Origin of the sequence: Pseudalkalibacillus sp. Hm43, from assembly GCF_051842935.1 — a bacterium.
Lineage (GTDB): Bacteria > Bacillota > Bacilli > Bacillales > Fictibacillaceae > Pseudalkalibacillus.
Map to the genome: position 1 here is coordinate 157,174 of NZ_JBPXRR010000001.1, position 24,667 is coordinate 181,840.

Sequence of the window (24,667 nt, forward strand, 5' to 3'; positions counted from 1 at the left end):
ACATATTATTAAATAATTGTGTCATACTGTTTCTTCTTTGCCTTCCGAAAAAAGAACCCTTATAATGACTAAGAATATAATTTAATCAAAATAGATCAGTGGGGGATGTAATGATGAAACGGTACTACCCGGATTGTAAATTGATCATTTTCGACTTGGACGGGACTTTATATGAAGATACCGATCACTTCGATCACTATGCTTCTCTTCTACAAGAAAGAGTCGCTCCTGAACATCAAGAAGATTTCATGGACGATTATGTAGCAATGAAGAGAGGAGAACATACTGTCAGCATCGGAAAGGCATATGACGCTGTCAACGACTCTGTTCTAACACTCGATCCCCTGACTTTGAAGGTGACACATGTACAGGATTGGGACGGAACAGAATGGGATAAAGAGCGCATTGAACATACATACTCCGGTGACCTCTCATTCGATTTTGAAAAAATCATTGCCATAGGAGATGGATGGTGGCTTCCATATTCCTCTGCAAGACATCACGGTGTTTCCATTGAAGAAACATATGAATGTTATTCCCGAACGAAGGAATTCATGGTGACCGATGCGTTTCAACTGACGAAGACTCCTGGTTTGAAGGAAGGACTTTTGAAGTTAAAAGAAGAGGCAGAGGTCGTTCTCGTCACCAATAGTGAAGAAGACGATGTGCAGCGTCTTCTAGAGGAGTTGGGCCTCAAAGACATCTTCCCAGAAATCATTCCGCTTGCACAAAAGCCGGTGCAAACGAAAAAAATCTTCCTTGAATTGATGGAGAAGTATGGAGTGAAGCCAGAAGAAACCGTCTCAATCGGAGATAATCTGATCAATGAAATTGCACCTGCTCTCCTATTGGGAATGCGGACCATGTACATCCAACCAACAGGCATCGAGCTCGAGCATGACAACCTGAAAGTCGTAACCGGACTAGAAGAAGTATTCAAAGAAAATCTATGAAACTGAAAGTACTGGTCCATTAAGGGTCAGTGCTTTTTTTATGTAAAAAGGGTGAATATTATTGATAAAATGGTGATAATGATTCTCAAATTCATTGACAGTGATTCTCATTTGAAATAAACTTAAAGGAGCGAATAATGCCGGTACCCGGTACGATAAAGGGGAGAAAAACATGTTTTCTCTTGAAACGAAAAAGCTCACATTAGCTTATCAAGATACACCGATTATCGAGGATCTGAATTTTAAAATACCTAAAGGTAAAATCACCGTCCTGATCGGAAGCAACGGTTCTGGTAAGTCAACATTGTTGAAAGCGCTTGCCCGGCTGTTGAAACCGAAATCAGGCAACATCATCATAAATGGTAAGGACATCCATCAATCTTCCACGAAAAAAGTGGCAAGACAACTCGCCATTCTTCCACAGTCACCTGTCACACCAGAAGGATTGACGGTCATCCAATTGGTGAAACAAGGACGATATCCTTATCAAAGCTGGTTGCAACAGTGGTCCAAGAAAGATGAAGAAGCTGTGCGTTCTGCTTTAGAGGCGACTCATCTTATTGAGCTGCAAGATCGTCCTGTAGACTCCTTATCTGGAGGACAGCGTCAACGTGCTTGGATTGCCATGTCTCTGGCACAAAATACGGAGACGATTCTTTTGGATGAGCCGACAACGTATTTGGATTTAGCGCATCAAATTGAAGTGCTCGATCTTTTGTACGATTTGAACCAAAATGAACAACGTACGATTGTCATGGTTCTTCATGACTTGAATCTCGCATGCCGCTATGCAGACAATATCGTCGCTGTCCATGACAAAGGGATTTATGCGGAAGGTGCGCCAGAACAAATTGTAACACCGCAAATGGTGCAGGATGTATTCGGGCTGCAGGCTCAAATCACATACGACCCGATGTTTGGTACTCCATTGTGCATACCTTGCGGGAAGGGTAGGATGTTGAACCATGATCTCAGACGTGCTAATGCCTAATCAAATTCAATTTTTACAGGAAAATTATCGTTTGGCGACGCTGAAATCTTCCGATCAAACGGTTCTTCCATCGGAAGATTTGATGCATGCTTGCGGTGTAGAGCACTTCATCAATCGTCAATTGACACCATTGTTGAATGCACCGAACGGAATGGTGAGCGCATCTCAATTTTCCAAACGATATGCATTTCTCGTGACAGCACCCTTTTTCGCAAGTCTGACGTTGTTCAATCAAATTTTGAATGTCGGACCAAAAAATACAAGTGTACAGCCTGATCCTGAAAAAGGGTTCTTTTTGCCACGGTTAGCCCTGAAGGACGAGGGGACGACTGAAGCAGGATTGGATCGGAAAGAAGCGGTACATAGAGCGCTTGAGATGATGTTCAAAAATCACCTGAAGCCTGTATGGGAGACATTGAATAAAGTAACATGTGTACCTATGCCCGTCTTATGGGAGAATACCGCGACCTACTTTTACTGGTTGTATGAGACGAATTTCTACAGTCACGAACTTGGACTTCCAGCGAACAAAATTGAAGAAGACTTCCAACTGATCCTGGACGCCCCGGGTGAATGTTTCGGGGAAACCGATAATCCATTGAAAAAGTTCCATTATGACAAACAACAGCTGGTGAAGAACGATCCGCCGATTCGGGTTCGGAAAACATGTTGTTTCTACTATGAAGTGAATGAAGAACGGAATTTCTGTAAAACGTGTCCGAAATGCCTTACCGGATTTACAGACCAACCATCAGACGAAAGCAAGTGACCTCATCCCGGAGTCACTTGCTTTTTTTACGCGATACTTTTTTGAAAAGGAAGGGATATGTCCGGTTTCTATGGAAATTAGGTTACTAGGAAGAGGATGATTACATGTCTAAATCCAAGAAAGAGTTCCTCTGGTTACTTTACTACCTTTTGCTATTAATTGGTTCCATAGAAATCTACACATACTTGAATCATTTAATGGATGAGGCGGCGAACAACTTCAACACCCGACCTGTACTCTTTTATATGATGATGACTGCTTTTGTAATCGGGATCTATCTAGGGATACCTCATATTTGGAAGCAGTTCAAGAAAGAAGGCAGTTGGAGTTTGAATGTACACAAGATCCTTTTTGTATGTTTACCTTTGGTCATTCTGATCGCAGGTTCATACGGCTTTTTCCTGAGTTATACGTTGTATGACATTGTAAGACCTTTGACAGATATTTTTATCAAAGAACATTTTGAGTTCGGTCTTATTGTTACGGCTATATTCGGGTTCAATCTAGCAAAGTGTTTATACAAGAAAACAGAGAGATTAGGAGATTGATGTGGAAACTTCAACGATTGTCCTATTAGTGCTCGTATTCGCAATCTATATTTTGATGAGCGAGTATTATTTTAAAAGATATTTAGGGATCAAATTAGAAGGTCGATGGATGTTTTCGGATGAGAGAAACAAACTGGCTGTATGGATTGATGGTCTCATCCTCATTCTGTTCATTGGTAGTATGTGGCATCTTAATACGGGGGCGAACTCGCACTTGATCTCTCCAGTGATCCGGATGAGTCCGATGTTTGGACTGTTTTTTCTACAGAATCTGAATCAAGGCATTGAAGAACGTCTAACGAGGCGTGATGAGAAGAGGTATTATCATAACTGGCTCGCATCCTTTGTCATGCTGGTCACATTTATCATCTTTTTTGTAGGGGAATATGAGTGACCGGTGATGAGGGAGGTAGAGTGAGAGTGGATGACGTTTGGATAAGATTGAGGTCCGTGGAAGGATGGTTGTTGGGAGGTATTTATGGAAATAGGCTTGATACTTTTCAAAAATCTAATGAGACACATTTGTATTGCGTCGAACCTCTTTTACAGTTTAGAAAACCGAATTCATCAGAAGTTCAATACTGGAAACTTGAGTGGGAAGAGGACACGTTAGGTGATCACATTTTGAAATGTACGGAGCAATATACACCCCATCCTCTAAATTATGAAAAGATTAACCGTCCTTACCAAAAACATGATGTAATAGCTTCTACATATTGGTGTGAACCAGATAAAGTAGAAAAAGTGAGCGGGCATGGCTTCAGGAATGAGGGTAGCGAATATTTAACCGCACTTGTGTTAAAACTCGGAGCTCAATCCATTACTATCTTGGCAAGTCCAGTCATTGAGGTAAGGATTACAAACACTGTTCCTTCCCAAATAGGGAGCCAACTATTTTAGTTTAATTAATTTAAGGAGGAAATGATATGAAACTAGGTGCTTTTTCTGTAAGTTTAAATGTAAAGGACATTCACAAATCGAAAGCGTTTTATGAGAAACTTGGCTTTGAAGCGTTTGGAGGAGATCTCGATCAGAACTGGCTTATCATGAAAAATGAAAGCTGTGTAATTGGGCTTTTCCAGGGTATGTTTGAAAAGAACATTTTAACGTTCAACCCTGGATGGAATGAGAATGCAGAGAATCTGGATTCTTTCACAGATGTTCGAGATCTTCAAAAACAGTTGAAAGAGCAAGGGATTGAAATCCTTTCAGGTGCAGATGAAACGACTGAAGGACCAGCAAGCTTCACGATAGAAGATCCAGATGGAAATCCTATTCTCGTCGATCAGCACAGATAAGGTAGTAGATGAAAAATTATTTGTATTTAATCCTGGGAATCTTGTTTATGGTGACCGGGTACTTAAGTGACGACAATTCATGGCTGACGCCTATTTGTTATTTTATAGCGGCGGCTTTCTTCATCATGCAAGCTGTGCTATTGGTCAAAAGGGGAAGACAGTAAGCTCTATACGAAAGCAATTGTCTGATCAGACAATTGCTTTTTTTACAGTTAAAAGCAGTGTTACCTCATACCAATCATGCATTCCGAAGAAAGAATTAGACAAAGATAAAGAATGTTATTGACCTTGTGGTGCACCACATCGTTTAAGATGAATTGTGAGGTGGCAATCATGTATAAGGTTAGTGAATTTTCCAAAATGACTGGGTTAAGCAAGGAAACACTGCGATATTATGCGGAGATCCAGCTTCTTGAACCGGTGTACATCGATCCGCGCAACAAATACCGCTATTATGATAATGGATCCTATCTAGTTGCGAGGTTATTGGTGTATCTGCGGAAATTCAATTTCACGATCCAGGAGATGCTGGAAGTCGTGAATGATGAATCATTCGAGAACTTAGAGACGCTCATCCGTGAAAAAAGAGAGAATCTAGTGCAGGAAGTCCAGCGCTTACAAACCGTCATTGAGGAAATGGACGAGTTTTTTGAATTGGGAATAGGAGATGAAGAACATGATCCAATGGTATGAAGAACGAATGATACCCGTCAATATCGAGGTGATTTGGCACTTGTTTGAAATCGATAACTTGAGCCGGATCATGCCGAACGTCGTAGAGACGAAGGTATTGGAAAAGAAAGATGGTGTGGTCGGTACCACGTATCAACAAAAGTACAAGGAAGGCAAACGTATCGAAACGTATATCGTCGAGGACCTTGAATACGAGAACACGCCTGAAAAGAAACATAACAAAATCGGTTTTACACTCGCGAAGGCATTTGAAATCGAAGCCTCCTTCACATTGGAAAAAGTAAGTGAAAACGAAACAAGATTCATCTATCAAGGACAAAACGAGGGGCTCAACTTCTTAGGCAAAACGTTACTGAAGCTCGGCGGGAAGAAGAGTAACCAGAAAGTCGTTACAGACTTCATGGACCGGGTAGAAGAAGAGGCCATTAAAGAACGCGACGCCAGTTAACATCAGGGGCTGAATCAAAGGGCAGTTAGAACGTCCTATTGATTTCAGCCCCTTTTCGCTATGGTGATCGAAAAGGAGTTTGGATTATAATTTTGAAATCTGGTCTATAAATCCTGAATCTGGTCTATAATTTCTCATTTTTATGGGAAAATCCAAAAACTGAGCTATATTTTTTCATTTTTATTGGAAACAACCCGATTTTTATGGGAAATACTCAAAAATGTGCTCTTCTCCTGAAAAACAGTCAGACTGTGCTCCAATTAGCTGAAATTTTCCAAGCAAGAGATTCACTGCTTGTTCTAAACGTGGACAAAGGTCACTACAATAATAATGGACAAATCCGAGAGGGGTGAATAGATGAAGAAGAAAAAATCGATCTGGATCGGCACGGCATTCTTATTGTACGGAGTCTTGATTTCATGGTACTTGTTTGTAGGTGCGGACACATCCATTCCTGCACAGTATCAGGGGACAGAAGCGGATCCAGCGGTTTTCATGTCTGAACGGCAGTTGGAATTGAGTCACGATTTCTCACGAATCAAGCAATGGCTGTACTTCTTGTCGATCCCGTTTGAATGGGTGATCTATATTGCGGTATTGGGATTCGGCTTATCGAAATGGTTCCGGAACCGTGCTACGGAAATCACGCGATTCTCCATCGTCCATAACGCACTTTATGTCGTGCTGCTTTCCTTGATGGCTTTCATTTTGACCTTGCCGATCGACTATTATAGTTATACCGTTTCACTCGATTATGAAATTTCGGTTCAGCCTTTTTCCGATTGGATGAGGGATAAGGTGATTTCGTTCTGGATCAATACGATGTTCTTATTCATCATCGTCCAGGCGTTGTACTGGCTCATGAACAAGTCGGAAAAAAGATGGTGGGTGTACGGATTTCTCTTATCCGTTCCTTTCACATTATTCATCTACTTTATCCAGCCGATCTGGATCGATCCACTGTACAACGACTTTTACCGATTAGAAGACAAAGCGCTCGAAGATAAAATCCTATCGCTCGCTGATCGAGCTGACATCTCAGCGGACAGGGTTTACGAAGTGAACATGTCAGAGAAAACGAATGCGTTGAATGCGTATGTGAACGGGATCGGGTCCAACCTCAGAATCGTCCTATGGGATACGACGTTACAGAAGTTGAGTGATCAAGAAGTGCTGTTCGTCATGGCCCACGAAATGGGACACTTTGTTAAGAACCATCTGTATTGGAATCTGATCGGATCCATCGTATCCACGTTCCTCGGATTATGGATCGGTTCAAAGCTTTTCGTCGCAATGATCAGGCGTTGGGGTCACCATTGGGGCGTGGAAAAACCGACGGATATTGCTTCTCTTCCGGCACTTTTACTCGTGTTTTCGGTGTTGTCTTTCATGGCAAGTCCAGTCGAGAACGCGATTTCGAGGAATGCGGAACACTCTGCTGATCAATATGCGATTGAAATGACGCAGGACCCTGAAGCGGCAGTAGGATCGTTCCAACAGTTAGCTGTTTCTGGCTTGAGTGAAGTGCATCCACCTTTCCTCGTAAAATTATTCTTGTACGGTCATCCGACGATGCTCGAACGAATCACATTCTTGGACCAGTGGGAGCGGACAATTACAAACGATCAGGAAGTGGATGAGGAGGAAAAATAGCTACCGAAACCTCTCATAAGTGTGTGTAAATGAGCGATGTTTTCCGCTTCGGAAAGAAGGGAATATCCATTTACAAGAACATGATGAGAGGGGTGATCCTATGGATCGTCATGATGAAATGGATGTAAGAGAAAGAAAGGTTGAGAAACGAAAAGATTCCAGCATGGTGGCTTCAACCTTCATCAAGTACGCAGCTTACTTAATCATCTTTTTCGGAATTTTGTATTTCCTCATCAACTATATATTGCCGATGTTTTAAAATAATCAATAAGGAAGGCACCCTGAGCGGGTGCCTTTTTGAATGGAAATGAACATTCTGCTGGATCTGTAATTTATTCTGACCAAAGTAAGAATAATTCTGCCTCAACTCGGAATTATTCTATCCAAATTCTGAATATTTCTACCCAAACTCAGATTTATTCTACTCAATACGCTTTTGCCCAGTACACCATGTGCTCAGCTTTTTCACCACAACAGATGCATTCTTCAGATATTGATTCCTGCTCGAATGGGATGCAGCGAGACGTTGCGGACGTCTTCTCTTTAATCTGTTCCTCACAAGACGTCTTGCCGCACCACATTGCCTTGATGAATCCAGGCTGATTCTCGAGCTGACCTTCAAATTCGCTGAATGTAAGCGCGACGGACGTGCGATCCTCTCGCAACTGTTGTGCTTTTCGCAACAGATTGTCTTGAATCTCGTCCAGCAGCTGTGCAATGGTTCCTTCAAGATCTTTTAAAGGTGTGAAAAGCTTTTCTCCAGTATCCCGTCGGACAAGTACCACTTGTTCCTTCTCGATGTCTTTCGGTCCGACTTCAAGGCGCAATGGGATGCCCTTCATTTCATATTCATTGAACTTCCAGCCCGGCTTCTTATCACTCGCATCAATGCCGACACGAATGGAAGCTGACAACTGATCCTTCAGGTCATATGCGAAGTCCAGGACACCTTCTTTATGCTGTGCAATCGGCACAATCATCACTTGAGTCGGGGCAACCTTTGGTGGAACGACCAAACCTCGGTTGTCTCCATGAACCATGATCATCGCTCCAATAATCCGTGTTGTCAGACCCCAAGACGTCTGATGGACATATTGAAGGTCCCCATTCTGATCGGAATATTGGATACCGAACGCTTTTGCGAATCCGTCACCTAGGTAGTGGGAAGTCCCGGATTGTAGCGCTTTACCGTCATGCATGAGACTTTCAATCGTGTAGGTAAAATCAGCTCCAGCGAACTTTTCCTTTTCCGTCTTTTTCCCTTTGATGACCGGAATCGCGAGGATGTCTTCACATAAAGATGCGTACACATTCAACATTCTCGTCGTCTCTTCTTGAGCGTCTTCCGCATCTACATGGCACGTATGCCCCTCCTGCCAGAGAAACTCCAGGGTACGAAGGAACGGACGAGTCGTTTTTTCCCAACGCACGACATTTGCCCATTGGTTATAGAGCTTCGGCAGATCGCGGTACGAGTGGATGATGTTTTTATAATGTTCACAGAAGAGAATTTCCGACGTAGGGCGAACACAAAGGCGTTCCGTCAATTCTTCTTCACCGCCATGCGTGACCCAGGCAACTTCTGGCGCAAAGCCTTCGATATGGTCTTTTTCCCGTTGTAAGAGACTTTCAGGGATGAAGAGCGGCATATACACGTTTTCATGACCGGTTTCTTTGATCATGGAGTCGAGCTCGTTTTTGATGTTTTCCCAAATCGCGTATCCGTATGGGCGGATGATCATCGACCCTCGGACACTCGAATAGTCGATCAAGTCTGCTTTCTTGACGACATCCGTATACCACTGGGCGAAATCTTCCTCCATAGCGGTTACATCTTGGACAAATCCCTTACCCATTTTCATCACCTCATTTTTATAGTAAAAAAATTGATAAAAACAAAAAAAGCCTTAGCCCCAAAAGGGACCAAGACTTGGCGGTACCACCCTACATTCGTAAAGCACATCAAACATGCCTTAAACACTCAACAGGATAACGGTTTTCACACCGCTGTATCTTCAGTCGATACAGAACTCGGAGGCAGGTTCAAATGCGGATCAATGGAAGCCTTTCAGCAACTGGATTCCTCTCTAAAAATGACCGGAACATCTTACTAGTCCTCTTCATCGCTTCAGTTTTGATAGTAATATAAGCCTGTTCTTGTAAAATGTCAAGAGAATATCTACAGCATAACCATGAATGGCTATTTTTACACGTTCAGGAACTTTTCCAAAAAACTTTGTGAGCTTGTTCATTTTTTCGCCCATTCCTACTTATAGTATAGTAATGGATTTGATTTGAGGTGAAAAAGTGAAAAGACGAGTGAAATTCGCCATTCTGATTGGATTATTCATAAGCCTTGGAATCCTGGCATGGAGAGTGCCAAGTATCACGGAGCAATCTCAACTGCAAGTCGAAGCGTTGAAAGCATCCTCCCAAGCCGTCCCGGCTATCGCCCAGATTGGAAAGCCAGCACCTGACTTCAAGCTGCAGGCGTTATCCGGTGAAGATGTCCAACTCTCAGATTTGAAAGGGAAAACCGTCGTCCTCAACTTCTGGACAACCTGGTGCTCTTATTGTAAAAAAGAGATTCCGGAGCTGATCAACTTGCATCATCTATATGAAAAAGAGGGCATTGTCGTGCTCGCCGTAAACTTAAGTTCAGAAGAAGAAAACCTCGAGCAGGTCGCGTTGTTTGCGAAGGAGTTTGAGATTCCTTTCACCATCCCGCTGGATAAAGAAGGTATCGTGGGGGAAACGTACCAGATCGTGATGATTCCGACCACGTTCATCATCGGACCAGACGGCAGGATCCAAAACAAAATCATGGGGCCGGTCCAACTCGATCAGCTGGAACAGCATTTGAAGAAACAGTGATCGTCAGAGGTGGTACTTCTCTTTCAAATGTCCTGTGTTCTTGGCGATCTCATCAAGTTTTTCATTCAGGTACAGGTAGTCCATATCAATCATAGCGGACCGATCGATGCCTTCTACGACGGATTTTGCGAACTGCCAAACCTTTTCCTGCAGAGAGGTTTGGCTTTTTTCTGCAATTAACGTGAGCGCTTCAAAGACTGCAGCCAAAACCGAGACATCCTGACGGGCATAGAACCGGATCTGATAGAAGGTTTTGTACAGGATATGAGAGAAAGTAGAAGTTTGCAGCACGATCCGCAAATTCTGATCCTGGTCATAAATGTACGGTTCATCTACCGATTCCTCCGCTAGACGGGAGAGCACTTTTCCGAGTCGTTGGATACAGTTGATCGCCGTCTGAGGGTCGTTGATGCCAGGAGAAACGGCACGGACTGCAATCTCGGTCAGCTTTTGGATGCCGAATTCAATATCTTGCTCCGACGACCTTTGTTCCCCGATCCGTATGTGCTTGAGGTAGTCTTTTTCATCATGCGGACGATCACCTAGCGACCAGTATTGGAATAGAGGCGTCCCTTCATCTACGTAATCACCAATCTTCTTTTCCATGTGGATGAGCAGATCATCCTTGTGCGCTTGTTTGACGATGGCTTCCAAGTCGAGGAGTTGGATGAACCCTGGAAGAACAGAGGTAGCCGTCTTATGGACGTTCAATTTGTACTCCTCATTTTCCCAGCTGGACCATGGTGATTCGATGGATGTTTGCAATTGTTTACGGCCCTTTTTCTGATTTTGTAAAATCGATAAGCAGTTGTCGGTGATGTCCTGAATGAGGTTGCTCACCTGGATCCAAGTGCCGACATGATGGATAAAGTAAACGAAGAAGGCGAGACAGACAGCGGAAAGGAACACGGATAAAGTCGGGACGATCAAGAACAAGGCTTGATCGGTGATGTTCATCCAAAGCATCACGAGCACGAAGAAGAGGAAGGATCCGATGAAAACGCCCAATACCCGCCTCGTGACCATGTCGCTGATGAAGTTGTTCAAGGTACGCGGTGAATATTGAGATAGATAAGTCGATAACAGCACCATGATCGATGAAAAGGTGATTGCCGTCATCGTCAGGATTGAAGTTGCCAAAGCGCTCAGTATGATTTGGGTCGTTTCGCGATCCGTCACCATGAAGGCTGGGAAAACAGTTTGCGTATTTGTCCGGTAGAGCCGTTCATCGATTACAACCGAAAAGTAGGCCAAAACGACAGAAAAAACACTATAAAATGCGGGTAAATACCAGAAACTCTTTCGAATTGTGCGGGAAAATGCATTCATGAACATCGCCGACTCGCCACCCCGGTGTATTTAGGCGATATTCTTCCACAGGAGAGCGAATTCTATGAGATTCAACTGGTGCACACCGGATGGTTTTGTAAAAATAGAGGGTAGTTTTGTAAAAATCGGCCGTTGTTTTGTAAAAACAACGCTTCGTTTTAGAAATTCTTCGCCCAGTCTTGTAAAATCAGGAGCAGGTTTTAGAAATGAGGTCTTTTTTACCATTAAAAAAGACTGCCCTCTCTAAAGGACAGCCCTCACTCACGCTCACAATTTCACTTTATCATAATCGTCAGCACAACCGGTGGATTCAGCAATTCGCTTGATTTTCTCGTTGATGAAGTCTTTGTCCCAATCCAGCAGGACATCCGTCTCGATGCCGTCAATGAAATACAACGAAAAATCCCATATCGCTTTTTGAATCGCGCGGTCGTCATTCCGTTCGGTGATGCCGTGCAGTACAGACAGTGTGGATGCACACACGGAAACATCCTCTCGCGCATAATGTCTCAGTTGATAGAACGCTTTATATAAAAGCTCCCGGTAGGTCTGGATGTCGATGATCACCCGGAGCTCATCATCCTCATCATAATAGTACGGGCGAGGGAAGGGGATCGACCCAAGTTCAGCGAGTATGGACCCGATCCGGTTGATGCTGTTGATGGCTGTATGCGGATCGTTGATTCCAGGTGAAATGGCACGTAGGGCGATCTCCACCAGCTTCTGTATACCAAACTCGACGTCCTGCACCGTATTCCGCTCGGTGCCGATCACGAACTCTTCTTTATAGATTTCCTGATAATTTTCCTCCTCACCAGAACGACCGCCTATAATCGAGAAAAGCGGAGTGTCTTTCAAAATGTAGTCACCGATTCTGCGCTCTACCTGGAGGACATGATCATGCTCTTTCGCTTTTTCCAAAATTTTTGGCAGTTTGACCATCTGTAAATAACCCGCATTCGGCGCATTAACCTGCACTTTATCCTTTGAATCGATATGCGAAACGTCTTCATGAGCGGATAAGTATTTGGATTTGGATCGATCATCCACTAGGTGAAAGCTTTCATTGATCGTTTTTAGCGTTCGGGTCGAAATCTTATCAATGAGGTTGTTCACTTGAGTCCAAGTGGCCACATGGTGGATGAAGAACACGAAAAAACCGAGCGAGATAATCGCCCAAACGACTGCTATTCCCGGTGCGATGAACAGCTTCTTATCACTGACATCTTTCAAAAACAATAAAATCAATAAGGAGTAGATGAATGCTCCTGTAAAAACGCCAAGGACCCTTTGTGTGACAACATCACTGATGAAGTCTTGCAGGGTACGTGGGGAGAATTGAGAGGAATACGTTGTCAGTACGACCATGATGGAAGAGAACGTGATCGTCGTCATCGTTAAAACGGATACGGCAATAGCGTTCAAGATCGTCTGACCAAGTTTCGCATCGGTCAAAAGCGCGTTCGGCACATAAGCCCGAATCTGTTCGACCGGTACGTTTTTCTCTAAATATACACTTAAAATGGCTAGCAAAAGGGCAAGCGTGCCGTAAAAAGATGGCAGGAACCAGAAGCTGTGTCTGAATTTGATCCATAGTTCATTGATTTTCATGGGACTCATCCTTCATTTTGTATAGTCTTACTTATTCCCAAAAAGAAGAAGCATCAACCCAAATGGGCGATGCTTCTTTCATAGCATTTATTCAAATTATCCAGTGAATGCTTGAGTGAACATTTTACCGTATGGTCCGCCATCCACGATACCGATACCAATCTTCGTATATTGGCTTCCGAGGATGTTCGCACGGTGACCATCAGAGTTCATAAGAGATGTATGAGCACCTTGGACAGAGCCGTTTCCTGCAATGTTCTCACCTGCAGTATTGTATTCAATACCGAACTGATCCATCATATCGAATGGAGATCCGTAAGTTGGTGAGTTATGGCTGAAATAGTTGTTGTCGATCATATCTTGTGATTTCACACGCGCCATCTTCGTAAGCTCAGGGTCTGCTTTCAATGGTGCTAGACCAGCTTTTTGACGCTCCTGGTTCACAAGGTCCAACATTTGCTGTTCATCAGCTGTTAGTTGGAATTCTGCATTAGAAGATGTTTCTTTTGGTTGTTGCTGTTCTTGCTTTGGTTGTGGTTGAGGAGCTGGTGTTGGCTCCTGAGCTTTAGGCTGTTTTTTTTCAGGCTGTGGAGCAGGTTGTTCTGCCTTTGGTTCTTCCTGCTTTGGAGCTGGCTTTTCAGCTTTCGGCTCCTCAGCTTTAGGTTCTTCAGCCTTTGGTTCTTCAGCTTTTTGACCGTAAGCTTGATCTAGTGCCGCTTGAATCTTGTCTTGTAATGCAGGATCAAGCTGTATATTGTTTTGCTTCATGAAATTTTGTACGAATGTATTGACTTGAGCTTGGTCAATTTGAACTTGACCAGATTGCTTGTAAACATGAACTTGTGCATCTGCTTGTGTAGTTGAAGCTTCACTGACACCAGCGCTAGCTCCAATGATGGATGCAGATAGTAAAGAAGTAACGAGAACTTTTTTAAACAATGTTTTCTACCTCCTCAATTTTGGTTACATAAACACGTTTCGCCTATACGCCATATCGGGTGGGGGTTAGGAAACAATTGGAAAATGAAATCGTGTATGATAAATATGGTTCTGGGCAACGAAAAGAGCGATCGGTTTACGAAGACTATATATAATGAGTGGGTCAGAGGAGGAGAAGGTTTTGTATCCTGAATTGGTAAAATATAAAGAGATCAAACAACAATATGAAGAGCAGCTGAATAAGTTGAAATTGGAACAGGGCGATTTAGAGGAAGAAAAAGAGAAGATGTTGAATGAATATGAGGATCTGCTCTCGAAAGTCAGTGCTCAACAAAAGGCAAACTCGCCAGACCGTGAAAGCCTGACGAGTCTTCGTACCGATTTGCAAAAGTTGACTGAAGAGCTGGGCGATGTGATGGAAGAAAGTTCTCACCTTTCTCGAGCGCAAAAAGAACGCCTTGATGAATGGATGAAGCCATTGCAGCGAGGGCTTGACCGCGAAGTAATGGCTGCAAAACAGCATTTGAAATTGAAAAAGGAAGAGTTCCAGCGCTACCGAATGGAAATGCTGCTGCTTGTCCAGCAAGTTTTCGAAATAGAAGAGTACATACATGAGATCCATCTCGCGTATACACGGGCTTGTAATGATTTCATGACAAAAGAAGAGCGGGAAACATTGCAGCTCCAGGCGATCCATGTGAGGCGAGATGCGAAACTGATGCTTGCAGAGCTCCAACAGGATCTCGATTATGTATCGAAGCATGGTAAAATGCCGGAATGGTTCAGTCGGAAGATGAACGGCTGAGAAGGGCTGTGATGGTGGTATGGAATTCTCACCGAACGTGCATTAATTATGACCAAACTTAATGGAATTCTGACCAAAGTTGAATTAATTGTGACCAAACTCAATTTAATTCTCACCAATGCCTGATTATAGCTCAAAAGTGAAAAGCCACAACTGGGGGGGAGTCGTGGCTTTTCGTCCGTACAGGATTGGAAGGGTAATAGTGAATTACATTTTAGCGTTCGTAATTAACTATTATGAAATAGGGGAAGTACAATAGGTTTAATTTACAAACGCTGTACCTACATTTATTAGCAAGATAAACAATACTACGATTAACGCAAAATCCGGCACCGTAAGAGTAACCCATGCTAACACCCCCATCAAAACTTGCCTCCAGTGAGAGTTGCCTCACACTAATACAATATGCGGAGAAGAAGCCGATGTATGGACAAGTGAATTAGGACATTAATGGAATTTTGAAGGGGGAAAAGCCTTGATCTATCCTAAGACATGGTCTGAATGGGGTAAAATGTACGTCAATCTGGATTTATGGAGTCCGATCATTGAACAAGTGCTGGAAACGGAAAAGCTCCCATACAACGAAGTCACGTTGACGAAGCACCCAGGAACACACGCGGTTTTTGAAGTGGATGGTCGATACATTTTAAAAATTTACACCCCGTTATCACCTGATGATTTTTCAGTCGAGGTTTCGGTTTACAAGAACATTGCCAAAGCTGGCCATACATACTTTCCAGAGCTCGTCGCTGCCGGGGAAGTCCGCTGTCCAGAGTTGTGGCAGTATACAATCGTCTCAGTCGTGGAAGGTGTGGCATATCGGGATGTCGAAAGCCTCTTGACGGTTGAAGAGAAAACACAGCTCGCGAAATCACTCGCAACACAATTGAAGGAATACCATGGTATTCAATGGGTGTACAATGACATCCCTGAGTGGTCTTTACGTTCAGAAGATCATCTTTCAACGTTAAAAAAGAACCTAAAAAAGCTTGATGCACTGAACGAGGAGGTTATAAGCGAAATCGCCCACTTTTTACAGACGTTCAAGCCGAATGCCAAGTTCCCTCAAACTGTCGTCCATGCAGACCTGACAGAAGATCACGTCTTTTTGAACAAAGAAGATGGAAGCTGGAAGTTGAGTGGATTGATTGATGTGGCGGATAGCAAATATTCGAGCGTTCTATTGGAACTGCCTGCGATCTGGTTTGAGCTGTTCAAAGGCGGTATTGATGCAATGCAAGCATTCATGATCGCTTACGATGATCGAACCTTTCGAATGAAGGAGATGCGCAATACACTCATTTATATGACGTTTATCCATCAATTCGGTGCCGACATGATACGTGAGACATTCAAAAGACAAAATATTACTTCTGTGAGCACACTGGATGAACTGACGGAAATCATGTGGCCGACAGCGTTGTTCTCGCCACAAAGTACTATAGTAAGAAATCAATATTAGGACTTAATTCCCTTTTTACCGAAAAAATGTTTTGTTCTCCACCTATATGTGAATAGTTAAGTAATACAACTTTTACAGGGGGAGTTTTACGACATGAAGAACATCATCACTGGAATTATCTTGATTGCATTGAGTTTTGTCAGCTTTAATTGGTGGGACGCAGTTGTAGGATCAGCAAGCATTGTTGAAACACAATCATCCCTTTTCGTATACATATTGCCTTATGTTCTTTCCTTCGTATTCGGTGGAATCGGCTTGACTACAACATTAAGCGGAATCAATGAAGTGAGAGGGAACAATTCCAATTATGAAGAAACAGCCTAAAAAAGGCTGTTTTTTTTATTGGAGTTAGAGTGTGAAAAGTTTAAATTCACAGAAGTGATGTCTAGCTCAGCGCCCAGACTCTCGGTCACTTCAGTCCTCCTGCAGCCTCCTCGTCGGACCTCCAGTGCCCTTCGAGTCTGCCCAGGGCGCTTGCACTTTTCTTATTATCATACCTTGAAATATGATGGAAAATGCCGATATTTACGGTAAATAGGGATTGTTGGGATGATTGCCAAATACTCATACGACTTCACTCAGTCGTTAACGGAGACGCTAAACATACATCCCACAAAAACGGGGTATGATAATGAAGAAAATTTCTTCTGTGTTGGTATGTGCAGTTCTTGTAGCAGGATGTAACAATGCAGTCACGATTTCACAAAAGTCGTTGCAATCTTCTTCAGTTGTCAGTCAAGCGCAGCGGGTGAATCCGGAGATCAAAAAGGAAATCAAACTCGATGTTCCATTGATCAATCAATTGCCCGAACTGCCAAGAGGTTGTGAAGTGACCAGTCTTTCCATGTTGCTTCAACACGCTGGTGTCAAAGTGAGTAAAATGACGTTGGCGAAAGAAGTGAAGAAAGATCCCACACCTTTTCAAAGGAAAAATGGAGTGGTTCACTTCGGGAATCCGAATGTCGGTTTCGTTGGAAATATGTACGATAAAAGCAAACCCGGCTTTGGGGTGTATCATAAGCCGATCGCGGACCTCGGAGAAAAATACCTTCCGGGAAGAATCGTCGATATGACAGGTGCTGAATTTGAAGATGTGCTCACACATGTTCAAAACGAAAAACCTGTCTGGGTGATCAACAATACCGCTTTCAACCAATTGCCGCCGAAGTACTGGCAAGAGTGGAACACGCCACAAGGAAAAGTGAAGATCACCTATAAAGAGCATTCGGTCCTCGTCACCGGTTATGATGAAACGTACGTCTATTTCAATGATCCACTACTCGGCATCAAAAACCACAAAATCCCTAAAACGCAGTTCCAAAAAGGATGGGAACAAATGGGTCGCCAAGCGATCACTTATCAATAAGAAAACAGGCCAAGATGCAATCTTGGCCTGTTTGTTTTATCTCTATTCAAGTCAGGGTTATAACCTCAACCTGTAACTCGTCCACTAAAACGGGACAGTTGTTGGCGGATGGTCTGCTTCGCTTCTTCCGTATCAGCCGATGCGTACGAATCCAACAGTTCATTGATCTGATCCTGGCGGATGCCGTTACTCCACATCACATAGGAGCGATATTCAGTGCTTTTCAAGTATTTCTTCAGCATGTTGTATTCCGGTCCGAAGTAGTAGGATAAGTCACAATGAAACTCATCGAAATCCTTGAGATCCACTGCTAAAATCGTATCGTCCAACAAGTACATGCGGGCATCTTTTTTCCTCATCAAGATCGGTACTGCGTACAGCTCATGATCCTCCAGCACACCGTGTGCCGTCGGTAAAAACAAGTAAGGTGTATGGTCGATATCAAATCCGACAAAAAAGTCAGCAGCAGATTCATGAATGGTAGGCTGGCGTAACATCGTACATTGAACCAGTAATCGTTGAGTTTCAATCATTTCCGTTTCCCCCTCAATTTCGAATGATAAGTATCAACAGAATGTCCACATCAACGGCCTTTTATACATGCAAATGAAAGATTAATAGAGTTCAGTGACAGCTTGTCCTTTTTTGAATCGTCATTGACAAAAGTTCAAAAGAAGGTTTACACTAAAAATACTATTAGAGAATTAAGAAAATTATGAAAGAAGTTGACCAAAATGCGAGATTTATTTTTGCATTTTCATCAATTGCATAGAATCGAAAGCGAGCCGTTGTCCGGTTGAATCAATCGGGACAGCGGCTTTTTTAATGCGATTTTATCTCGCTAAATTGGTAGTGCATTAGGAAGGGGGAACATCATAAATGATTACACTTACAGGGAATACGCTCACTTTGAAAGATCTCTATCATGTCCTTTATGAAGGGGAAGAAGTCCAGGCATCCGCAGAGAGTCTGGAAAACGTGAAGGTGAGTCGGAAATCTGTTGAAAAGATCGTAGATGATCATCAGGTGGTCTATGGCATTACGACTGGTTTTGGAAAAATGAGCGATGTATGGATTGCGCCGACAGAAGTGGAAGAACTCCAGCTCAACTTGATACGGAGCCACGCTTGCGGTGTCGGGGAGCCTTTCCCTGAAATCGTCAGCCGGGCGATGCTGCTTTTACGGGTGAACGCATTGTTGAAAGGTTTCTCAGGCGTCCGGGTCGAGGTCATCCAACTGTTGATCGATTGCCTCAATAAAAGGATCCATCCGATCGTACCGAAGCAAGGTTCACTAGGTGCAAGCGGTGATCTTGCCCCGTTGTCCCATCTCGCACTTGTCTTGATCGGAGAAGGAGAAGCTTACTATCAAGGAGAGCAGATGGCTGGTGGCGAAGCCTTACAAAAGGAAGATCTGAAGCCGATCGTACTGAGTGCGAAGGAAGGGCTCGCGCTCATCAACGGCACCCAGGCGATGACAGCAATGGGCGTTATCTCTTATTTGGAGGCGGAAAAACTCGCTTATCAGAGTGAGCTCATTTCTGCTTTGACGCTCGAAGGGTTGCGAGGCATCTCGGATGCGTTTGATGAAGACATCCATTTTGCACGGGGGTATCCGGAACAAGTCGGTGTAGCACAACGGATTCGCATGTACATCAAACAAAGCGGTCTCATCACTGAACAAGGAGAGGTCCGCGTACAGGATGCTTACTCCTTGCGCTGTATCCCGCAAGTACACGGTGCTAGCTGGCAAACCCTCAATTATGTAAAAGAAAAACTTGAGATCGAAATCAATGCAGCGACCGACAATCCGCTCATTTTCGATTATGGAAGGAAGGTCATCTCAGGAGGGAACTTCCACGGTCAGCCGATTGCGCTAGCGATGGACTTTCTTGGAATTGCGATGGCGGAGCTTGCGAACATTTCGGAAAGAAGAATCGAGCGGATGGTCAATCCGCAGCTGAGTGATTTGCCTGCGTTTTTATCGGCAAATCCTGGTGTCGAATCCGGAGCGATGATTTTACAATATTCTGCAGCATCACTCGTTTCCGAGAACAAAACACTTGCTCATCCGGCTTCGGTCGACTCGATTCCATCGTCTGCGAACCAGGAAGATCATGTGAGCATGGGGACGATCGGATCAAGACACGCCTATCAGATCATCCAAAACACGAGGAATGTGCTGGCGATCGAGTTGTTCTGTGCGATGCAGGCAGTCGAGTTCCGTGACGTAGAGAAGATGGCACCACGGACGCGAAAAGCTTACGACCATGGCAGAAAAGTCGCCCCGAGCATCACTGGTGACCGCGTCTTCTCCAAAGATATCGAACGATTGTCCAACGCACTAAAAGAGGACCATTGGAATGGCATACTCATCACCCAATAAAAAAATATGAAACGAGAAGTGGAGGAATGAACATGAAGAAAATTCAAGCGCCTAGAGGAACGGAATTGAATACGAAAGGCTGGGTCCAGGAAGCGGCCTTACGGATGCTAATGAACAATCTCGATCCGGAGGTTGCAGAAAACCCGGATGAACTGGTCGTTTACGGCGGAATCGGAAAAGCAGCCCGTAACTGGGAAAGCTTTGATGCAATCGTTGAATCATTAAAAACGCTCGAAAACGATGAAACGTTGATGGTCCAATCCGGAAAGCCAGTCGCGATCTTCAAGTCACACGAAAATGCACCACGGGTATTGATTGCCAACTCGAACCTCGTACCGGCATGGTCGAACTGGGAGACGTTCCGTGAACTCGAGAAAAAAGGCTTGATGATGTACGGTCAGATGACGGCAGGAAGCTGGATTTACATTGGAACGCAGGGCATCCTTCAGGGAACGTACGAAACGTTCGCAGAGGCGGCGCGTAAACATTTCGGTGGAACACTCGCCGGTACATTGACGGTCACAGCTGGTCTAGGCGGAATGGGAGGCGCGCAACCACTGGCTGTCACGATGAACGGCGGTGTCGTCATTGCAATCGAGTGTGACCCGCACCGCATCCAGCGCCGGATTGAAACGCGTTATTGTGATACGAAAGCGGATTCTCTCGACGAGGCTTTGAAACTTGCAAAAGAGGCGATGGAGAAGAAGGAACCGTTGTCGATCGCCCTACTCGGGAACGCGGCTGAAATTTTACCGGAACTCGTGAAACGTCAAGAAATCCCTCATCTCGTCACGGATCAGACATCCTCTCATGATGTGTTGAACGGCTACTTGCCGATCGGTTTTACATTAGAAGAGGGTGCAGAACTGAGAAAGCGGGATGCGGATACTTATATCGCGAAATCAAAAGCGAGCATCAAGCAGCACGTGGAAGCGATGGTCGACTTACAGAAAGCAGGAGCGGTCGTGTTCGACTACGGAAACAACATCCGACAGGTCGCGAAAGATGAAGGCTTCGAGGATGCGTTCGCCTTCCCTGGGTTCGTTCCAGCGTTCATCCGACCGATGTTCTGTGAAGGAAAAGGACCATTTCGCTGGGCGGCGTTATCAGGAAACCCAGAAGACATTTACGCGATTGATGAAGTCATCCTGAAGGAGTTCGCTCATGATGAGCACTTGTGCAAGTGGATCAAGATGGCTCAGGAGAAAGTTGCCTTCCAAGGGCTGCCGTCACGTATTTGCTGGCTCGGTTACGGAGATCGCGCGAAACTTGGAAAAATCATCAATGACATGGTTGAGAGTGGAAAAGTGAGTGCACCGATCGTCATCGGGCGTGATCATCTCGATTGTGGTTCCGTCGCGTCACCGAATCGCGAGACGGAAGCGATGAAGGATGGCAGTGACGCGATTAGTGACTGGCCAATCTTGAACGCGATGATCAATGGGGTCAACGGTGCAAGCTGGGTATCCGTCCATCACGGTGGCGGTGTCGGCATGGGTTACTCGCAGCATGCGGGTATGGTCATTGTCGCGGATGGTACGAAGAAAGCGGCAGCACGTTTGGAGCGTGTTCTGGCATCTGACCCGGGAATGGGCGTAGCACGACATGCGGATGCGGGGTATGAACTGGCAATCGACACAGCTAAAGAAAAAGGAGTCCGCATTCCGATGCTTGAAATGGAAAGTGTCAGCGAAAGGAGTGGCAAGTAATATGAAAGCAGATCTACTACTGAAAAATATCGGACAATTACTGACGATGGACGGTTCAGAAGGCATTCGAAAAGGCGAAGCGATGAAAGAAATCGGCTTGGTAGAAGATGCTGTGGTCGCTGTAGCGGACGGAAAAGTCGTCTATGTAGGACCGAAAGACGATGCGCATTCCATTGATGCTCATGAAGTCATCGACTGTGAAGGGAAACTCGTCACACCGGGACTCGTCGATCCGCACACGCATCTCGTTTTTGGCGGATCGCGTGAACATGAGCTCGCTTTGAAACAACAAGGCGTTCCGTATCTTGAAATTTTAAAACAAGGCGGCGGAATCTTGTCGACGGTCCAGGCGACGCGTGAAGCGGATGAAGAGGCGCTGTATGAAAAAGCGTCCTTCCACCTCGAGCGCATGCTGAGCTATGGCATCACGACGATGGAAGCGAAGAGCGGATATGGGTTGGACGCCGATACAGAGCTGAAGCAGCTGCGCGTCATCAAACGCTTACGTGAAACGAAGAACGCAGATATCGTATCGACTTACCTTGGTGCGCATGCGATACCGAACGAATACAAAGGCCGATCCCAGGCATTTTTAGATGAGATGGTGAAGCTGATGGAAACCGTTAAAGAAGAAGACTTGGCGGAATTCGTCGATATTTTCTGCGAGACCGGTGTGTTTACGGTTGAAGAATCTCGAGCCTATTTGAAAAAAGCGAAAGAGATGGGCTTCGACGTCAAGATTCATGCGGATGAAATCGACCCACTCGGAGGAACGGAAATGGCGTGTGAGGTCGGAGCGATCTCCGCCGATCACCTGGTCGGAGCATCTGAAGAAGGCATCCGTCAGCTCGGTGAAACGAACACGATCGCTGTGCTTTTACCAGGAACGACGTTTTACCTGAATAAAAACGAATTTGCGAAGGCGCGAGAGATGATTGAGGGCAATGCGGCCGTTGCACTGGCTACCGACTTCAATCCGGGCAGCTGTCCGACGGAAAACTTGCAGTTGATCATGAACCTCGCGGCGCTTAAATTGCGGATGACACCGGAAGAAATCTGGAACGCGGTTACGGTCAATTCAGCCTATGCGATTGGATGTGGAGAGCGGGCTGGAAAAATCAGCGAAGGTCGCCAGGCAGATCTTCTCGTATGGGACGCGCCGAACTACTTGTACATTCCGTATCATTACGGTGTGAACCATGTCCGGACTGTCATCAAGAATGGAAAAACCCTTTTTGAAAGGGGAGAGCGGGTTGGCAACGTTACCGTATCTTAAACCAGCAGGCGAAGCAGGATTCAAGGATTCAGAAGTCGTCAAAGCGCATGAAATCGTGAAAAAGTGGGACGGAGAAACGAAGGTGAAGGGCATCGGATTGTTAGGTGCACCATTATCAAAGCCGTCAATCAGTTTGTCTGGTGCGTCCCAATCACCTGGCGTAATCCGGTCGATGTTCTCCGCGCTTTCCACATATGCGATAGAAGAGGAATGCGATCTTCAAGACGAGGTGATCACGGATTTCGGTGATGTGGAAATGCATTTGACTGACATTCCGGAAAGCCACAAGCGAATCTATGAAACATTCTCTGGTGTTTTGAACGATCAGCCGGACCTGGTGCCGGTTGTGCTTGGGGGCGATCATTCGATCAGCTACCCGAGTATCAAGGCTTTTTCTGAGACTAGGAAAAAGGTAGGCATCATCCAGTTCGACGCCCATCATGACTTGCGAAATCGAGAAGACGGTGGAACCGGTAATGGAACACCTTTCCGGGCGTTGATTGAGGAAGGGATCATCCAAGGCGATCAGCTCATCCAGATTGGAATCCGAAACTTCTCGAACAGCCGCCCTTATCATGAATACGGGAAAAAACACGGTGTGACCGTCTACACGATGAAGGATGTTCGGAAAAAGGGGATTGAAGAGCTGATTCAGAAGTCGGTTGCTCAGCTGAAAGAGCATGTCGATGTCATTTATGTCTCGCTCGATATGGATGTGCTGGATCAGGCATTCGCGCCCGGATGTCCAGCAATTGGCCCAGGGGGCATGACGAGTGATGACCTCCTGGAAGGCATCCGAATGCTCGCTGCTGAACCGATGGTGCAAGGAATGGATATCGTAGAAATCGACCCGACCGTTGATTTCCGCAATATGACTACCAAACTAGCAGCTTATGTCATCCTGACGTTCATGCTGCACCGAAAATGATAGAAAAAGACCTGAAAGTGAGGGGTGGAAGCCTTCTTTCAGGTCTTTTTTCATGGGGTGAAAGCTAATTTGCTCGTATTTCCCATAAAAATGAGTGTATTTCCAATAAAAATTGAAAAATATAGACCAGAATCAAAAATTATAGCTCAGATTCAGAAATTATAGATCAGATTCAGAAAATATAGCTCAAACTGAAAAAAGAACCTGATGATTGCAATCAGGCTCTTTCCTCTATCCTTTATTTCTGTTCATCGTCCTCTTCAGACTCATCTTCGTCTTCGTCATCATCATCGTCATCGTCTTCCGCTTCTACTTCAAGAATTTCTCCAGAATTTGCATCCAGTTCGACTTCTTTTACACTTTGATCCTCTGCGGATTCGATTGTTACTTCATAGACCAGCTTGCCGTCTTCTTTTTCAATCTCCGTTTTTCCTGTCACTTTACCTGGAACTTCTTTCAGTGCTGCCTCTTCCGCTTCTTCCACCGTCAGATCCGCTTGTTTCATTAACTCGCTTTGGTTGGAATTGGCGAGTGCATCCATCCCTTTTGTACCGAACAGGATTCCTCCTCCAATTAGGAGAACAGCTAATCCGCTGATCCACATCGTTTTCTTACTGAATCGTTTCATTA

28 protein-coding genes and 1 other annotated feature are annotated in these 24,667 nt (G+C 44.7%); of the genes, 21 read left to right on the plus strand and 7 right to left on the minus strand.

Translation table 11 applies throughout. The features are described 5' to 3' along the window. Nucleotides 1-110 precede the first annotated feature (110 nt). The 11 genes from ACSVDE_RS00855 to ACSVDE_RS00905 all read left to right on the plus strand — a co-directional run bounded on the left by ACSVDE_RS00855 (nucleotide 111) and on the right by ACSVDE_RS00905 (nucleotide 7,612). On the plus strand, nucleotides 111-953 hold the full coding sequence (locus tag ACSVDE_RS00855) for an HAD family hydrolase (RefSeq protein ID WP_439299070.1): 843 nt from the start codon (nucleotides 111-113) through the stop codon (nucleotides 951-953). Between the two features lie 172 nt (nucleotides 954-1,125). Next, the gene (locus ACSVDE_RS00860; protein WP_439299071.1) at nucleotides 1,126-1,944 is read left to right on the plus strand and encodes an ABC transporter ATP-binding protein; all 819 of its coding nucleotides are present in this window, start codon (nucleotides 1,126-1,128) and stop codon (nucleotides 1,942-1,944) included. Beyond that, nucleotides 1,919-2,713 carry an IucA/IucC family C-terminal-domain containing protein gene (locus ACSVDE_RS00865; RefSeq protein ID WP_439299072.1) on the plus strand — a complete coding sequence of 265 codons (795 nt, stop codon included), beginning with the start codon at nucleotides 1,919-1,921 and terminating at the stop codon, nucleotides 2,711-2,713. Before ACSVDE_RS00860 ends, ACSVDE_RS00865 begins: the two co-directional genes overlap by 26 nt. Before the next feature lie 104 nt (nucleotides 2,714-2,817). Then, complete coding sequence (locus ACSVDE_RS00870; protein WP_439299073.1) at nucleotides 2,818-3,261, plus strand: hypothetical protein; 444 nt, start codon at nucleotides 2,818-2,820, stop codon at nucleotides 3,259-3,261. A 1-nt stretch (nucleotide 3,262) separates the two neighbouring features. Next, nucleotides 3,263-3,655 (plus strand): DUF4181 domain-containing protein, encoded by a 393-nt coding sequence (locus ACSVDE_RS00875; RefSeq protein ID WP_439299074.1) that lies wholly within the window; start codon nucleotides 3,263-3,265, stop codon nucleotides 3,653-3,655. 26 nt (nucleotides 3,656-3,681) lie between these two features. Beyond that, a complete protein-coding gene (locus tag ACSVDE_RS00880) occupies nucleotides 3,682-4,161 on the plus strand; it encodes a hypothetical protein (protein WP_439299075.1) in 480 nt (159 codons plus the stop codon). Nucleotides 4,162-4,187: 26 nt separating this feature from the next. Next, nucleotides 4,188-4,559 (plus strand): VOC family protein, encoded by a 372-nt coding sequence (locus ACSVDE_RS00885; RefSeq protein ID WP_439299076.1) that lies wholly within the window; start codon nucleotides 4,188-4,190, stop codon nucleotides 4,557-4,559. A gap of 333 nt (nucleotides 4,560-4,892) precedes the next feature. After that, on the plus strand, nucleotides 4,893-5,252 hold the full coding sequence (locus tag ACSVDE_RS00890) for a MerR family transcriptional regulator (protein WP_439299077.1): 360 nt from the start codon (nucleotides 4,893-4,895) through the stop codon (nucleotides 5,250-5,252). Beyond that, a complete protein-coding gene (locus tag ACSVDE_RS00895) occupies nucleotides 5,236-5,700 on the plus strand; it encodes an SRPBCC family protein (RefSeq protein ID WP_439299078.1) in 465 nt (154 codons plus the stop codon). The genes ACSVDE_RS00890 and ACSVDE_RS00895 overlap by 17 nt, the downstream gene beginning before the upstream one ends. A 357-nt stretch (nucleotides 5,701-6,057) precedes the next feature. Further along, complete coding sequence (locus tag ACSVDE_RS00900) at nucleotides 6,058-7,353, plus strand: M48 family metallopeptidase (protein ID WP_439299079.1); 1,296 nt, start codon at nucleotides 6,058-6,060, stop codon at nucleotides 7,351-7,353. Nucleotides 7,354-7,453: 100 nt separating this feature from the next. Beyond that, a complete protein-coding gene (locus tag ACSVDE_RS00905) occupies nucleotides 7,454-7,612 on the plus strand; it encodes a hypothetical protein (RefSeq protein ID WP_439299080.1) in 159 nt (52 codons plus the stop codon). Nucleotides 7,613-7,778: 166 nt separating this feature from the next. Here ACSVDE_RS00905 and proS read toward each other — a convergent pair whose 3' ends face one another. After that, nucleotides 7,779-9,218, minus strand: coding sequence for a proline--tRNA ligase (proS, locus tag ACSVDE_RS00910; RefSeq protein ID WP_439299081.1), 1,440 nt, complete (start codon nucleotides 9,216-9,218; stop codon nucleotides 7,779-7,781). A gap of 50 nt (nucleotides 9,219-9,268) precedes the next feature. Then, nucleotides 9,269-9,486: a binding site (T-box leader), on the minus strand. A gap of 174 nt (nucleotides 9,487-9,660) precedes the next feature. On the opposite strand from proS, the gene ACSVDE_RS00915 reads away from it, so the two are divergent. Beyond that, nucleotides 9,661-10,227, plus strand: coding sequence for a peroxiredoxin family protein (locus tag ACSVDE_RS00915; RefSeq protein WP_439299082.1), 567 nt, complete (start codon nucleotides 9,661-9,663; stop codon nucleotides 10,225-10,227). Between the two features lie 3 nt (nucleotides 10,228-10,230). Here ACSVDE_RS00915 and ACSVDE_RS00920 read toward each other — a convergent pair whose 3' ends face one another. After that, nucleotides 10,231-11,562, minus strand: coding sequence for a DUF2254 domain-containing protein (locus ACSVDE_RS00920; RefSeq protein WP_439299083.1), 1,332 nt, complete (start codon nucleotides 11,560-11,562; stop codon nucleotides 10,231-10,233). 58 nt (nucleotides 11,563-11,620) lie between these two features. On the opposite strand from ACSVDE_RS00920, the gene ACSVDE_RS00925 reads away from it, so the two are divergent. Further along, entirely contained in the window at nucleotides 11,621-11,803 is a 183-nt protein-coding gene (locus tag ACSVDE_RS00925) for a hypothetical protein (RefSeq protein ID WP_439299084.1), read from the plus strand. 20 nt (nucleotides 11,804-11,823) lie between these two features. On the opposite strand, the gene ACSVDE_RS00930 is transcribed toward ACSVDE_RS00925, so the two are convergent. Then, nucleotides 11,824-13,167, minus strand: coding sequence for a DUF2254 domain-containing protein (locus tag ACSVDE_RS00930; RefSeq protein WP_439299085.1), 1,344 nt, complete (start codon nucleotides 13,165-13,167; stop codon nucleotides 11,824-11,826). Between the two features lie 96 nt (nucleotides 13,168-13,263). Next, complete coding sequence (locus ACSVDE_RS00935) at nucleotides 13,264-14,106, minus strand: CAP domain-containing protein (protein WP_439299086.1); 843 nt, start codon at nucleotides 14,104-14,106, stop codon at nucleotides 13,264-13,266. A 181-nt stretch (nucleotides 14,107-14,287) separates the two neighbouring features. On the opposite strand from ACSVDE_RS00935, the gene ACSVDE_RS00940 reads away from it, so the two are divergent. Then, a complete protein-coding gene (locus ACSVDE_RS00940; RefSeq protein ID WP_439299087.1) occupies nucleotides 14,288-14,911 on the plus strand; it encodes a hypothetical protein in 624 nt (207 codons plus the stop codon). A gap of 261 nt (nucleotides 14,912-15,172) precedes the next feature. On the opposite strand, the gene ACSVDE_RS00945 is transcribed toward ACSVDE_RS00940, so the two are convergent. Next, entirely contained in the window at nucleotides 15,173-15,274 is a 102-nt protein-coding gene (locus tag ACSVDE_RS00945) for a YjcZ family sporulation protein (protein ID WP_439299088.1), read from the minus strand. Between the two features lie 112 nt (nucleotides 15,275-15,386). On the opposite strand from ACSVDE_RS00945, the gene ACSVDE_RS00950 reads away from it, so the two are divergent. From ACSVDE_RS00950 to ACSVDE_RS00960, 3 genes are all read left to right on the plus strand, one after another. Next, complete coding sequence (locus ACSVDE_RS00950; RefSeq protein ID WP_439299089.1) at nucleotides 15,387-16,373, plus strand: aminoglycoside phosphotransferase family protein; 987 nt, start codon at nucleotides 15,387-15,389, stop codon at nucleotides 16,371-16,373. Between the two features lie 93 nt (nucleotides 16,374-16,466). Beyond that, the gene (locus tag ACSVDE_RS00955) at nucleotides 16,467-16,697 is read left to right on the plus strand and encodes a hypothetical protein (protein ID WP_439299090.1); all 231 of its coding nucleotides are present in this window, start codon (nucleotides 16,467-16,469) and stop codon (nucleotides 16,695-16,697) included. Between the two features lie 307 nt (nucleotides 16,698-17,004). Continuing rightward, nucleotides 17,005-17,739, plus strand: a complete 735-nt coding sequence (locus ACSVDE_RS00960) for a C39 family peptidase (RefSeq protein ID WP_439299091.1) — start codon at nucleotides 17,005-17,007, stop codon at nucleotides 17,737-17,739. A gap of 65 nt (nucleotides 17,740-17,804) precedes the next feature. Here ACSVDE_RS00960 and ACSVDE_RS00965 read toward each other — a convergent pair whose 3' ends face one another. Next, a complete protein-coding gene (locus tag ACSVDE_RS00965; protein ID WP_439299092.1) occupies nucleotides 17,805-18,272 on the minus strand; it encodes a hypothetical protein in 468 nt (155 codons plus the stop codon). 346 nt (nucleotides 18,273-18,618) lie between these two features. Here ACSVDE_RS00965 and hutH point away from each other — a divergent pair, with 346 nt between their 5' ends. From hutH to hutG, 4 genes are read left to right on the plus strand one after another with little or no spacing between them, the layout of a single operon-like run. Beyond that, nucleotides 18,619-20,124 (plus strand): histidine ammonia-lyase, encoded by a 1,506-nt coding sequence (gene hutH / locus ACSVDE_RS00970; protein ID WP_439299093.1) that lies wholly within the window; start codon nucleotides 18,619-18,621, stop codon nucleotides 20,122-20,124. Between the two features lie 26 nt (nucleotides 20,125-20,150). Beyond that, the gene (hutU, locus tag ACSVDE_RS00975) at nucleotides 20,151-21,833 is read left to right on the plus strand and encodes a urocanate hydratase (RefSeq protein ID WP_439299094.1); all 1,683 of its coding nucleotides are present in this window, start codon (nucleotides 20,151-20,153) and stop codon (nucleotides 21,831-21,833) included. 1 nt (nucleotide 21,834) lies between these two features. Next, nucleotides 21,835-23,109, plus strand: coding sequence for an imidazolonepropionase (gene hutI / locus ACSVDE_RS00980; protein WP_439299095.1), 1,275 nt, complete (start codon nucleotides 21,835-21,837; stop codon nucleotides 23,107-23,109). After that, nucleotides 23,054-24,037, plus strand: coding sequence for a formimidoylglutamase (gene hutG / locus ACSVDE_RS00985; protein ID WP_439299096.1), 984 nt, complete (start codon nucleotides 23,054-23,056; stop codon nucleotides 24,035-24,037). Before hutI ends, hutG begins: the two co-directional genes overlap by 56 nt. Nucleotides 24,038-24,275: 238 nt before the next feature. Here the strand turns inward: hutG and ACSVDE_RS00990 are convergent, their stop codons facing one another. Further along, complete coding sequence (locus tag ACSVDE_RS00990; protein WP_439299097.1) at nucleotides 24,276-24,665, minus strand: PepSY domain-containing protein; 390 nt, start codon at nucleotides 24,663-24,665, stop codon at nucleotides 24,276-24,278. Nucleotides 24,666-24,667: the final 2 nt, after the last annotated feature.

Coding starts and splice junctions, on each gene's coding strand:
- ACSVDE_RS00855 (WP_439299070.1), top strand. CDS start 111: ATGATGAAACGGTACTACCCGGATTGTAAATTGATCATTTTCGACTTG.
- ACSVDE_RS00860 (WP_439299071.1), top strand. CDS start 1,126: ATGTTTTCTCTTGAAACGAAAAAGCTCACATTAGCTTATCAAGATACA.
- ACSVDE_RS00865 (WP_439299072.1), top strand. CDS start 1,919: ATGATCTCAGACGTGCTAATGCCTAATCAAATTCAATTTTTACAGGAA.
- ACSVDE_RS00870 (WP_439299073.1), top strand. CDS start 2,818: ATGTCTAAATCCAAGAAAGAGTTCCTCTGGTTACTTTACTACCTTTTG.
- ACSVDE_RS00885 (WP_439299076.1), top strand. CDS start 4,188: ATGAAACTAGGTGCTTTTTCTGTAAGTTTAAATGTAAAGGACATTCAC.
- ACSVDE_RS00890 (WP_439299077.1), top strand. CDS start 4,893: ATGTATAAGGTTAGTGAATTTTCCAAAATGACTGGGTTAAGCAAGGAA.
- ACSVDE_RS00895 (WP_439299078.1), top strand. CDS start 5,236: ATGATCCAATGGTATGAAGAACGAATGATACCCGTCAATATCGAGGTG.
- ACSVDE_RS00900 (WP_439299079.1), top strand. CDS start 6,058: ATGAAGAAGAAAAAATCGATCTGGATCGGCACGGCATTCTTATTGTAC.
- ACSVDE_RS00905 (WP_439299080.1), top strand. CDS start 7,454: ATGGATCGTCATGATGAAATGGATGTAAGAGAAAGAAAGGTTGAGAAA.
- ACSVDE_RS00920 (WP_439299083.1), bottom strand. CDS start 11,562: ATGTTCATGAATGCATTTTCCCGCACAATTCGAAAGAGTTTCTGGTAT.
- ACSVDE_RS00925 (WP_439299084.1), top strand. CDS start 11,621: ATGAGATTCAACTGGTGCACACCGGATGGTTTTGTAAAAATAGAGGGT.
- ACSVDE_RS00930 (WP_439299085.1), bottom strand. CDS start 13,167: ATGAAAATCAATGAACTATGGATCAAATTCAGACACAGCTTCTGGTTC.
- ACSVDE_RS00945 (WP_439299088.1), bottom strand. CDS start 15,274: ATGGGGGTGTTAGCATGGGTTACTCTTACGGTGCCGGATTTTGCGTTA.
- ACSVDE_RS00955 (WP_439299090.1), top strand. CDS start 16,467: ATGAAGAACATCATCACTGGAATTATCTTGATTGCATTGAGTTTTGTC.
- ACSVDE_RS00960 (WP_439299091.1), top strand. CDS start 17,005: ATGAAGAAAATTTCTTCTGTGTTGGTATGTGCAGTTCTTGTAGCAGGA.
- ACSVDE_RS00965 (WP_439299092.1), bottom strand. CDS start 18,272: ATGATTGAAACTCAACGATTACTGGTTCAATGTACGATGTTACGCCAG.
- hutH (WP_439299093.1), top strand. CDS start 18,619: ATGATTACACTTACAGGGAATACGCTCACTTTGAAAGATCTCTATCAT.
- hutU (WP_439299094.1), top strand. CDS start 20,151: ATGAACATGAAGAAAATTCAAGCGCCTAGAGGAACGGAATTGAATACG.
- hutI (WP_439299095.1), top strand. CDS start 21,835: ATGAAAGCAGATCTACTACTGAAAAATATCGGACAATTACTGACGATG.
- hutG (WP_439299096.1), top strand. CDS start 23,054: ATGGAAAAACCCTTTTTGAAAGGGGAGAGCGGGTTGGCAACGTTACCG.
- ACSVDE_RS00990 (WP_439299097.1), bottom strand. CDS start 24,665: ATGAAACGATTCAGTAAGAAAACGATGTGGATCAGCGGATTAGCTGTT.